The organism is Streptococcus marmotae (assembly GCF_001623565.1).
GTDB lineage: Bacteria > Bacillota > Bacilli > Lactobacillales > Streptococcaceae > Streptococcus > Streptococcus marmotae.
In genome coordinates this window covers 1,970,478-1,980,527 of record NZ_CP015196.1, presented here as the reverse complement: position 1 = coordinate 1,980,527, position 10,050 = coordinate 1,970,478, and the positions used below count along the sequence as shown (strand labels likewise).

Sequence of the window (10,050 nt, the reverse complement as noted above, 5' to 3'; positions counted from 1 at the left end):
TCAAGTCAATTTCCTAAGGATATGACTTGAAAGAATTGCTACAATAGTGTTATACTTGCAAGAAGTATAACACTATTTTGTATGAAGGAGGAATTGTGATGAATAAAACAATCTTATTAGTCGATGACGAGATTGAAATTACTGAAATCAATCGCCGCTATTTGGCTCAGGAAGGTTATACAGTGCATATTGCCCACAATGGAGCAGAGGCGCTGGAGCTGTATAAAAAAGAAGTCATTGCCTTGATTATCACAGACATCATGATGCCTATCATGGACGGCTATGACTTGATCAGCGAAGTACAAGCAATCACGCCTGATCAGCCATTTTTGTTCATCACTGCCAAAACCTCCGATATGGATAAGATTTACTCGCTCAGCCTAGGAGCTGATGATTTTATCAGCAAGCCTTTTAGTCCAAGAGAGTTGGTCTTGCGGGTCAATAATATCCTGCGTCGTATTCATCGAAATCAACAACAGGAAGAACATGTCCAAGTGGGCGATTTAAAAATTAACCATATCACACGCCAGGCTTTTATTCAAAATAAGGAATTAAACTTGACCAATAAGGAATTTGACTTGCTCTGGATTTTGTTGAGTAATCCGCAACGTGTCTTTTCAAAAACAGAACTGTATGACCGGGTCTGGCAGGAAGAATACATCGATGATACCAACACGCTCAATGTCCACATCCATGGTCTTCGGAATGCTCTATCAAAATATGCGACGCCTGAAACTCCTACCATTAAGACGGTTTGGGGACTGGGCTATAAGTTGGAGGTGTAAATGAAGTTAAAATATTTTATTCTTATCGGATACTTGACCTCTACCTTGATTATCCTCTTGTCCCTCATTTGGGCGGTTAATCGGATGCTAATTCCTGAAAAAGGAGAAATTTTTATTCTCTTGACAACGCTTGTTGCTAGTCTTGTGGGAGCTTTTGTCAGCCTAATGCTGATGAGGCGGGTCTTTACATCCTTGGAAAAATTAAGTAATCATATTGAAGGGATTTCTAAAAATCATTTTGAAACCATTGATGATGTTCGTAGTCCGCTTGAATTTCAAGAATTCGCTCAAACTTTAAATACTATGACTGTAAAGCTGGAAGACAGTTTTCAGTCGTTAGAGAACAGTGAAAAGGAAAAAAATATCATGATTGCCCAGCTCTCTCATGATATTAAAACACCGATTACCTCTATTCAGGCGACGGTTGAGGGAATGCTGGATGGCTTGATTTTAGAAAATGAACGGGATTATTATCTCAAAACCATTCGTAGGCAGACCGACCGCCTCAATAAATTGGTCGAATCTCTCAATAATGTCACTCTCAATACGCTAGAGCGAGAAGAAGGCTCCTTGCAAGCTATTTTCATCGACAAGCTCCTGATTGATACCTTATCCGAGTTTCAGTTAAAGCTAGACCAAGAAGGTCGAGAGGTGGATATTCAGGTCGAGCCTGCCTCTGCTAAAATCATAAGTGATTATGATAAGCTCTTGCGGATTTTGGTCAATCTCGTCAGCAATGCACTCAAATATTCTCCAAGCGGATCGCCTTTGCAAATCCATGCTGTCTTAACGGATGACCAGCTCAAAATCACCGTTAAAGACCACGGACAAGGCATTCCTAAAGAAGAATTGCATCAGATTTTTAAACTCCTCTACCGCGTAGAATCTTCTCGCAACATGAGTACAGGTGGCTATGGCTTGGGCTTGTATATCGCACAAGAATTAGCCCATCAGCTCAATGGACAGATTACAGTTCAAAGTGAATTGGGACAGGGTTCGGCTTTTTCGTTGATTTTACGGACAAGAAATTAAAAAGTAAGCTAAAAAGTGGAAGGTTAGCAGAGAAGCTTAACCTTCCTTTTGGTGTTCTTTAAGTTTGACATTCACTCATTTCTTTCTTAAAATGAGGTATTAGTATATGTTAGAAAATAGGAGTATTCATGTACCAAACAGCAACTTGGCGAGAAAAAATCCGCTTATTTATCCAGATTTTTGTGCCTATTTTAATTTATCAATTTGCAAACTTTTCAGCCAGTTTTATCGATACTATGATGACTGGTCAATACAGTACGGTTGATTTAGCCGGCGTTTCGATGGCAACTAGTTTGTGGAATCCTTTTTTTGCCTTATCGACGGGAATTGTTTCAGCTCTTGTTCCCATTATCGGACAGCATTTAGGCAGCGGTGCTAAGGAATCTATTCGTAAAGAGCTACACCAATTTATCTATTTAGCCCTTGGTCTTGCCCTGATTTTACTGCTTCTTGTCTTTGGAGGAGCTGTGCCTATTTTGGGAATGCTTCATCTGGAAAAGGCTGTCTTTCAAGTTGCAGAGCGCTATCTTTTTTACATTTTGATTGGGATTTTTCCTCTCTTGTTGTTTAGCGTTTTTCGTTCCTTTTTTGATTCTCTTGGCTTAACAAGGCTATCCATGTATTTGATGCTCTTGATTGTGCCTTTTAACTCCTTTTTCAACTATCTCTTGATTTATGGGAAGTGGGGCTTGCCAAAACTGGGAGGAGCAGGTACAGGATTGGGAACAGCCCTTTCTTATTGGGCGGTTCTACTGATTGTCCTCATGGTGATGTATCGTCATCCCAAGGTCAAGGAATATCAAATTTGGAAAATAAGCACTCTTGACTGGTCCTTTATAAAAGAAGATTTGAGAATCGGCTTGCCAATTGGACTACAGATTTTTGCGGAAGTAGCGATTTTTGCTGTTGTTGGACTCTATATGTCTAAATTCTCTTCACAGGTCATTGCCTCACACCAAGCTGCTATGAACTTTGCGACCTTGCTCTATGCCTTCCCGCTGAGTATTTCTTCAGCTCTACCAATTGTGATTTCTTATGAAATTGGTGCAAAACGCTATCAAGATGTCAGAAAATACAGTCGGTTGGGCCGCTTGAGTGCATTCGGTTTTGCCTCTCTGACCTTGTCTTTCCTGTATTTTTTTAGACCAATGGTGGCAACTCTTTATGGTCATAATGTAGCCTTTATTGAGCTGACTTCTCAATTTCTGACCTATGCCCTCTTTTTCCAATTGGCAGATGCCTTTACAGCACCGATTCAGGGAATTTTACGTGGCTATAAGGATACGACGGTTCCCTTTATTATCGGGCTTGTCTCTTACTGGAGTATGACCTTTCCGATTGCCTTTTTACTCGATAGCCGGACATCACTAGGTCCGTTTGCTTATTGGATCGGCCTTGTTGTTGGAATTTTTGTTTGCGGTATTTGCTTGAATAGTCGTTTAAACTATATTGTAAAACAGGCAGCTATAAAATAGCTCTACCCAGAAATGCCTTGGAGTTTCCAAGGTATTTTTGGGTATTAATAGATAGGTAAAACGTAAAGTTATACTCATTGAAATTCAAAAATAACCAACTTATCCCCCTCTGCATGTTAACTAGCTAATTGTGAAAGGTTGGAAATAGAGCTAGCAAAGAATTGTTCGCTAGCCTCTTCTAATAGAATGTTGATTTATCAACGTTTTATAGAGTATAAGAAACCAGACAATCCTCGCTTTTTGATTTCTAAGCTCAGGCATCAATCGTCACTCCCCTGAACATTGATATAAGTCAAACTGTTACAGCTGGAAAAGAAGCAAGGATGGACACTTTTGTCTAATCTTTGAATACCTAATAACGTATTGAAAAATGCTACTGTTGATATGAATAGAGTATTAGTTGCGGAAAGAAAGCTACCTCAAACAAAAAAGCCTTGAGAAATTAACATTCTCAAGGAGCTACTTCGTTAGCTTGTTACCCTTTTCGTTTCATTTCGCCGTGAGGGTAGTAGGTGCCTTCTGGCATATCGTTGATGAAGACATGAATGGCTTCTTTTGGAGCATTGGTATTACGAGAGACGACTTCTGTCACTTCACGTGCTAGGGCAATTTTTTGTTCTTCAGTCCGTCCTTCAAATAAGTCAATTCGTACAAATGGCATAAGATTCTCCTTTTTCTTTACTAGGACTAGTATAACATATTTCTTAGTAGAGCGATAGCCGAACGGAAACGCTTTTTTCATTTTCTCTAGTACCGCATTTGGTGAATTTATGGTAGAATGGAATGAATGAGTTTGATAGATTGGAAAGAAAAAAGTGGCTCAATTTTATTTTAAATATGGTTCGATGAACTCCGGAAAGACCATTGAGATTTTGAAAGTGGCGCATAACTACGAGGAACAGGGAAAAGATGTTGTTATCATGACTTCAGCGCTGGACACACGGGCGGGTGTAGGAGTGATTGCTAGCCGTATCGGAATGCAACGAGAAGCAGTTGCCATTACAACGGAGATGAATGTCTATGATTACATTGCAAATTTGTCCTTAAAACCTTACTGTGTGCTTATTGATGAGGCTCAGTTTTTGACCAAGCAACATGTGTATGATTTTGCACGTGTGGTTGATGAATTAGATGTGCCGGTTATGGCCTTTGGTCTCAAAAATGATTTTCGCAATGACTTATTTGAAGGTTCTAAACACTTGCTCCTTTTAGCTGATAAGCTCGATGAGATTAAGACCATTTGTCAATATTGTTCCAAAAAGGCAACTATGGTCTTGCGCACAGTGAATGGTGAGCCAGTTTATGAGGGTGAACAAATTCAAATTGGGGGCAATGAAACCTATATCCCTGTGTGTCGCAGACACTATTTTGCACCAGAAAGATAGGAGAAAAGATGAATATTTATGATCAATTACAGGCGGTAGAAGATCGCTATGAAGAATTGGGGGAATTACTCAGTGACCCAGATGTCGTCAGCGATACCAAGCGCTTTATGGAGTTATCAAAAGAAGAAGCAGCAACTCGTGATACGGTGACAGCCTACCGTGAGTATAAAAAAGTCTTACAAAATATTCTTGATGCAGAAGAGATGATTAAGGATGCGTCAGGAGATGCGGACCTAGAAGAAATGGCCAAGGAAGAACTCAAGACTGCCAAGGCTGATAAGGAAGCCTATGAGGAAAAATTAAAGATTTTGCTCCTGCCAAAAGATCCAAATGACGACAAGAACATCATCTTGGAAATCCGTGGAGCAGCTGGTGGAGATGAAGCAGCCCTCTTTGCAGGAGATTTGCTGACCATGTACCAAAAATTTGCAGAAAGCCAAGGCTGGCGCTTTGAAGTCATGGAGGCTTCTTATAATGGTGTTGGTGGGATTAAAGAGGTTGTTGCCATGGTATCTGGACAATCGGTTTATTCTAAGTTGAAATACGAATCGGGTGCTCACCGTGTGCAGCGTGTACCGGTTACAGAAAGCCAAGGGCGTGTCCATACCTCAACGGCAACGGTCTTGATTATGCCAGAAATCGAAGAAGTCGAGTACGATATCGATCCAAAAGACTTGCGGATTGACATTTACCATGCCTCAGGTGCTGGTGGACAGAACGTCAACAAGGTTGCAACAGCCGTGCGGATTGTCCATTTGCCAACCAATATCAAGGTCGAAATGCAGGAAGAGCGTACTCAGCAGAAAAACCGTGATAAGGCGATGAAGGTCATTCGGGCTCGTGTGGCCGATCACTTTGCCCAAATTGCCCAAGATGAGCAAGATGCAGAGCGTAAATCAACCATTGGTACGGGAGATCGTTCAGAGCGGATTCGTACCTACAATTTCCCTCAAAACCGTGTGACGGATCACCGTATTGGTTTAACGCTTCAAAAACTCGATACGATTTTATCTGGTAAAATGGACGAGGTGATTGATGCCTTGGTGCTCTATGACCAAACGCAAAAATTAGAAGAGTTGAATAAATAATGAATTACGCGCAATTGTTTTCACATTATGAAAGCAAGTTGGACGAGGTGGAAGAAGAGCCAGAAAGTCTAGCCTATACCTTTCGTGCATTGAAGCAGCTGACCCTGACAGATTTCGTTTTATTGCTGACGAAAGAGGTAACGAAAGACGATAAGAATCTGTTAGAGCTGATTTTTCAGCAGCTAGCCCAGCATGTTCCGGCCCAATACATTATTGGAAAGACAAATTTTCATGGTTTGGAATTTTCAGTAGATCCAAGAGTGTTAATTCCCCGTCCTGAGACGGAGGAATTGGTTAACTTGATTTTGGCTGAAAATGCAGAATCAGACATTGCGGTACTCGACATTGGAACAGGAAGCGGTGCTATTGCGATTAGTCTTGCTAAGACGCAGCCGAACTGGCGGGTAACAGCCTCAGACATTTCACTAGATGCTCTTGCTGTTGCTCAGGAAAATGCAAAGCAGAACCAAGTTGAACTTGCCTTTGTCCAGTCCAATGTTTGGCAGGACGTCAAGGGACAGTATGACATCATCGTCTCCAATCCCCCCTATATCGCACGAGCAGATGTGGAAGAAGTTGGCTTAAATGTGCTTCATTCAGAGCCGCACATGGCCTTATTTGCAGAAGAAGACGGGCTTGCTATTTATCGACAGATTGCAGAAAGAGCAGCAGAATTTCTGACGGAAAAAGGGAAAATTTACCTAGAGATTGGGTATAAACAGGGACAACAAGTAAAAGACCTTTTCCAAACGGCTTTTCCAGAAAAACGCGTTCGTGTTCTCAAAGACCAATTTGGACAAGATAGGATGGTGGTGGTGGATCATGGATAAGATTGCACAAATTTTAGAAGCTGGTGGAGCAGTCGTACTCCCTACGGAAACCGTCTATGGCTTGTTTGGTCGAGCCTTAGATAAAGAAGCTGTTCAGCGTGTCTATGATCTCAAAAAACGTCCGTTAGACAAGGCGATGAACTTAAATGTTGCTTCTTTGGAGGGTATTCTAGCCTTTTCTAAAAACCAACCAGCATTTTTACCGAAGCTCGTTGATCGTTTTTTACCTGGGCCCTTGACCATTATTTTACAGGCAAATGACCAAGTTCCTCACTGGGTTAATTCTGGAATGAAGACAGTTGGTTTTCGGATTCCTAGCCACCCTGTGACACTTGATTTGATTACATCATTTGGACCTCTGATTGGACCGTCCGCGAATCTTTCTGGCAAGACTAGTGGTGTCTTGTTTGATCAGATTATAGAGGACTTCCATGGAGAGGTTATTGGGGTAAAAGATGATGGTTTCTTAACAGGACAAGATTCCACCATTTTGGACTTGTCAGGGGAGGAAGCCCAGATTTTACGCCAAGGCGCTATCACTCGCGAGGACCTTCTCGCTCAGCTACCAGAACTCACATTTAAAGGAGAAAATACATGATTTTTGATAAAGAAGATTACAAGGCATTTGATAAAGAACTATGGGATGCTATTTCAGCAGAAGAACAGCGTCAGCAGCAAAATATTGAATTGATTGCTTCAGAAAATGTTGTTTCAAAAGCGGTCATGGCAGCACAAGGCTCCATCTTGACCAATAAATACGCAGAAGGCTATCCAGCACGCCGTTATTATGGTGGAACGGAGTGTGTAGATATCGTGGAAAGTCTTGCGATTGAGCGTGCTAAGGAAATCTTTGGGGCAAAATTTGCCAATGTCCAGCCTCATTCTGGTAGCCAAGCCAACTGTGCAGCCTATATGGCCTTGATTGAGCCAGGCGATACGGTCATGGGAATGGACTTAGCAGCAGGCGGTCACTTGACCCATGGAGCAGCCGTTAGTTTTTCTGGACAAACTTACAACTTTGTCGCCTACAATGTCGATAAGGAAACAGGCTTGTTAGATTATGATGCCCTTTTAGCCCAGGCAAAAGAAGTCCAACCAAAACTCATTGTCGCAGGTGCTTCTGCCTATGCTCGTATCATTGATTTTGCAAAATTCCGTGAAATTGCAGATAGCGTTGGTGCTAAACTCATGGTTGATATGGCACATATCGCTGGACTTGTCGCAGCTGGTTTACATCCAAATCCAGTCCCTTATGCTCATATCACGACAACAACGACTCACAAAACCCTCCGTGGACCTCGTGGTGGCTTGATTTTGACCAATGATGAAGAATTAGCTAAGAAAATCAATTCAGCGATTTTCCCTGGTATTCAAGGTGGACCACTGGAACACGTGATTGCTGCCAAAGCAGTTGCCTTCAAGGAAGTTTTAGATCCAGCCTTTAAGGAGTATGCTCAAAATGTCATTGCAAATAGCAAGGCTATGGCAGATGTTTTCCTAGCACATGATAAATTCCAAGTCATCACAGGCGGAACTGATAATCATCTCTTCCTTGTTGATGTGACCAAAGTCGTTGAAAATGGAAAAGTAGCCCAAAATCTCTTGGATGAAGTCCATATTACCTTAAATAAAAATTCTATTCCATTTGAAACCTTGTCACCATTTAAGACAAGTGGTATTCGAATTGGTTCTGCAGCGATTACGGCTCGTGGATTCGGTATTGACGAAGCGCGCAAGGTGGCTGAGTTGACCATTAAAGCCTTGGAAAATGCAGACAATGAAGCAGTTCTTGAAGAAGTACGCCAAGAAGTACGGGCCTTGACAGATGCCTTTCCGCTTTATGAGGCTTAATCTTCATGGACATTTATATTAAAGAAGCCGTTATTCACCAGTTTAGTCCAGAAGATACTGAACTAATTCTAGCAGATAAGGTCTTAACGATTACTCCAAAGATTGAGGAATATCTCCGAAAGAAGATTGAGCGTTCCTATTCCGATGAAGCAAAGACTGGTCAATTGGGGGCTGAAAGCCCCTTTCTTGACTGTCTGTCAGATGATTTGCTAGCGAGTTCTGCCTCGATTGCTAATCTGTGGAAAGAAGAATTTTCCGTCTCAGAAAATCTCAAAACCAACGACTTGGTTTTTGTCCGCTTTGAGAAAAACGGAGTGGAACATTTTGCCTTTTTACGTATCTCACTTAGGGAAAATTTAGTCCATGTAGGAGTAGAAAGCGATAGTCCCCTTAAACTCACTCAGAATAATCTGCCCAGTGCAGGTTCTGCTCCTGATGAGGCTCTGATTCTTAACCTCCAAAACCGCAAATACTACCTGATTGAAAAACGGATTAAGTACAATGGGACCTTCTTAAATTATTTTTCAGATAATGTCCTACAAGACAATCCAGTTATCTCAGCCAAGAAATCAATCAAGGCAGTTGAGCAAACAGCTCAAAAAATTGCAGAGAATTTCAACCAAGCTGATTTCCAATTCCAATCCAAAATCAAGTCAGCTATTTTCAATCATCTGGAAGAAGACAATGCTCTATCACCAGAGAAATTGGCCAATCAACTTTTTGATGATAACTTAACTGCCCGCCTGACATTTGTGGACGAGCTCAAAGATGTCATTCCAGAAAGAGTGAGCTTTGAGGAAATTGACAGTAGTCGACAATTGAAAAAATTTGAAAATCAGAAATTATCCCTCTCAAATGGGATTGAACTGATTGTTCCAACCACTATTTATGAGGATGCTGAGTCCGTTGAATTTATTCAGAATGATAATGGGACGTATTCTATCCTCATTAAGAATATAGAAGATATTAAGAGCAAATAACATGAGAAAACTAACAAGAACGATTGCCCTCATCGTCCTTGTTTTTCTAGCTTACCAATTCTACAAAGCACACCAAGCTGTCAAACAGGTCATGACCTATCAACCTATGGTGCAGGAAATCTTGGCCGAAAATGATACCAAGGCTAATGAAGAATTAGTGCTAGCAATGATTTACACGGAAACGAAGGGGCAGCAAGCTGATGTCATGCAATCAAGCGAATCAGCTTCAGGATATGCAGATACCATTACAGATAGCAAGGAAAGTATCCGCCAGGGTGTCGAGTACCTCACACAAACTCTAACCCTTGCAGAAGAAGCCAAGGTCGATGTTTGGACAGCCGTTCAAGCCTATAATTATGGACCAGCTTATATTGATTACATTGCCAAAAACGGTGGGAAAAATACGATTGAATTAGCAACAACCTATTCAAGAGAAGTGGTTGCCCCTAGTCTTGGGAATACCACCGCCGCAACCTATACCTATTATCACCCCATGGCTCTGTTAAACGGTGGCAAACTCTATGTGAATGGTGGCAATATCTACTATTCACGGCAAGTACACTTCAATGTCTACTTGATTCGTTTGATGACTTTATTTTAGAGTAAAAAGGTAGAAACCGTTTA

11 protein-coding genes are annotated in these 10,050 nt (G+C 41.4%); 10 read left to right on the top strand and 1 reads right to left on the bottom strand.

Annotation, left to right across the window (positions count from 1 at the left end; translation table 11 throughout):
- The first annotated feature begins 98 nt into the window (after positions 1 to 98).
- From A4H00_RS09715 to A4H00_RS09705, 3 genes are all read left to right on the top strand, one after another.
- Complete coding sequence (locus A4H00_RS09715) at positions 99 to 785, top strand: response regulator transcription factor (protein WP_067090350.1); 687 nt, start codon at positions 99 to 101, stop codon at positions 783 to 785.
- Complete coding sequence (locus A4H00_RS09710) at positions 786 to 1,817, top strand: sensor histidine kinase (protein ID WP_067090346.1); 1,032 nt, start codon at positions 786 to 788, stop codon at positions 1,815 to 1,817.
- 128 nt (positions 1,818 to 1,945) lie between these two features.
- The gene (locus A4H00_RS09705) at positions 1,946 to 3,292 is read left to right on the top strand and encodes an MATE family efflux transporter (protein ID WP_067090342.1); all 1,347 of its coding nucleotides are present in this window, start codon (positions 1,946 to 1,948) and stop codon (positions 3,290 to 3,292) included.
- A gap of 475 nt (positions 3,293 to 3,767) precedes the next feature.
- On the opposite strand, the gene A4H00_RS09700 is transcribed toward A4H00_RS09705, so the two are convergent.
- Positions 3,768 to 3,953, bottom strand: a complete 186-nt coding sequence (locus A4H00_RS09700) for a 4-oxalocrotonate tautomerase (protein ID WP_067090338.1) — start codon at positions 3,951 to 3,953, stop codon at positions 3,768 to 3,770.
- Between the two features lie 154 nt (positions 3,954 to 4,107).
- Here A4H00_RS09700 and A4H00_RS09695 point away from each other — a divergent pair, with 154 nt between their 5' ends.
- The 7 genes from A4H00_RS09695 to A4H00_RS09665 are packed head-to-tail and all read left to right on the top strand — an operon-like array spanning position 4,108 to position 10,027.
- The gene (locus A4H00_RS09695) at positions 4,108 to 4,677 is read left to right on the top strand and encodes a thymidine kinase (RefSeq protein WP_067090335.1); all 570 of its coding nucleotides are present in this window, start codon (positions 4,108 to 4,110) and stop codon (positions 4,675 to 4,677) included.
- 8 nt (positions 4,678 to 4,685) lie between these two features.
- Positions 4,686 to 5,765, top strand: coding sequence for a peptide chain release factor 1 (gene prfA, locus A4H00_RS09690; RefSeq protein WP_067090330.1), 1,080 nt, complete (start codon positions 4,686 to 4,688; stop codon positions 5,763 to 5,765).
- Positions 5,765 to 6,595, top strand: coding sequence for a peptide chain release factor N(5)-glutamine methyltransferase (gene prmC, locus A4H00_RS09685; protein ID WP_067090326.1), 831 nt, complete (start codon positions 5,765 to 5,767; stop codon positions 6,593 to 6,595). The genes prfA and prmC overlap by 1 nt, the downstream gene beginning before the upstream one ends.
- Complete coding sequence (locus A4H00_RS09680) at positions 6,588 to 7,193, top strand: L-threonylcarbamoyladenylate synthase (RefSeq protein WP_067090322.1); 606 nt, start codon at positions 6,588 to 6,590, stop codon at positions 7,191 to 7,193. Before prmC ends, A4H00_RS09680 begins: the two co-directional genes overlap by 8 nt.
- The gene (glyA, locus tag A4H00_RS09675) at positions 7,190 to 8,446 is read left to right on the top strand and encodes a serine hydroxymethyltransferase (protein ID WP_067090318.1); all 1,257 of its coding nucleotides are present in this window, start codon (positions 7,190 to 7,192) and stop codon (positions 8,444 to 8,446) included. Before A4H00_RS09680 ends, glyA begins: the two co-directional genes overlap by 4 nt.
- Before the next feature lie 5 nt (positions 8,447 to 8,451).
- The gene (locus tag A4H00_RS09670; protein WP_067090314.1) at positions 8,452 to 9,426 is read left to right on the top strand and encodes a nucleoid-associated protein; all 975 of its coding nucleotides are present in this window, start codon (positions 8,452 to 8,454) and stop codon (positions 9,424 to 9,426) included.
- Position 9,427: 1 nt separating this feature from the next.
- Positions 9,428 to 10,027 (top strand): lysozyme family protein, encoded by a 600-nt coding sequence (locus A4H00_RS09665; protein ID WP_067090311.1) that lies wholly within the window; start codon positions 9,428 to 9,430, stop codon positions 10,025 to 10,027.
- The last annotated feature ends 23 nt before the right edge of the window (positions 10,028 to 10,050 follow it).

Excerpts from the sequence above, each read along its gene's own strand:
- A4H00_RS09715 (WP_067090350.1), top strand. The coding sequence starts at position 99 with ATGAATAAAACAATCTTATTAGTCGATGACGAGATTGAAATTACTGAA.
- A4H00_RS09710 (WP_067090346.1), top strand. The coding sequence starts at position 786 with ATGAAGTTAAAATATTTTATTCTTATCGGATACTTGACCTCTACCTTG.
- A4H00_RS09705 (WP_067090342.1), top strand. The coding sequence starts at position 1,946 with ATGTACCAAACAGCAACTTGGCGAGAAAAAATCCGCTTATTTATCCAG.
- A4H00_RS09700 (WP_067090338.1), bottom strand. The coding sequence starts at position 3,953 with ATGCCATTTGTACGAATTGACTTATTTGAAGGACGGACTGAAGAACAA.
- prfA (WP_067090330.1), top strand. The coding sequence starts at position 4,686 with ATGAATATTTATGATCAATTACAGGCGGTAGAAGATCGCTATGAAGAA.
- prmC (WP_067090326.1), top strand. The coding sequence starts at position 5,765 with ATGAATTACGCGCAATTGTTTTCACATTATGAAAGCAAGTTGGACGAG.
- A4H00_RS09680 (WP_067090322.1), top strand. The coding sequence starts at position 6,588 with ATGGATAAGATTGCACAAATTTTAGAAGCTGGTGGAGCAGTCGTACTC.
- glyA (WP_067090318.1), top strand. The coding sequence starts at position 7,190 with ATGATTTTTGATAAAGAAGATTACAAGGCATTTGATAAAGAACTATGG.
- A4H00_RS09670 (WP_067090314.1), top strand. The coding sequence starts at position 8,452 with ATGGACATTTATATTAAAGAAGCCGTTATTCACCAGTTTAGTCCAGAA.
- A4H00_RS09665 (WP_067090311.1), top strand. The coding sequence starts at position 9,428 with ATGAGAAAACTAACAAGAACGATTGCCCTCATCGTCCTTGTTTTTCTA.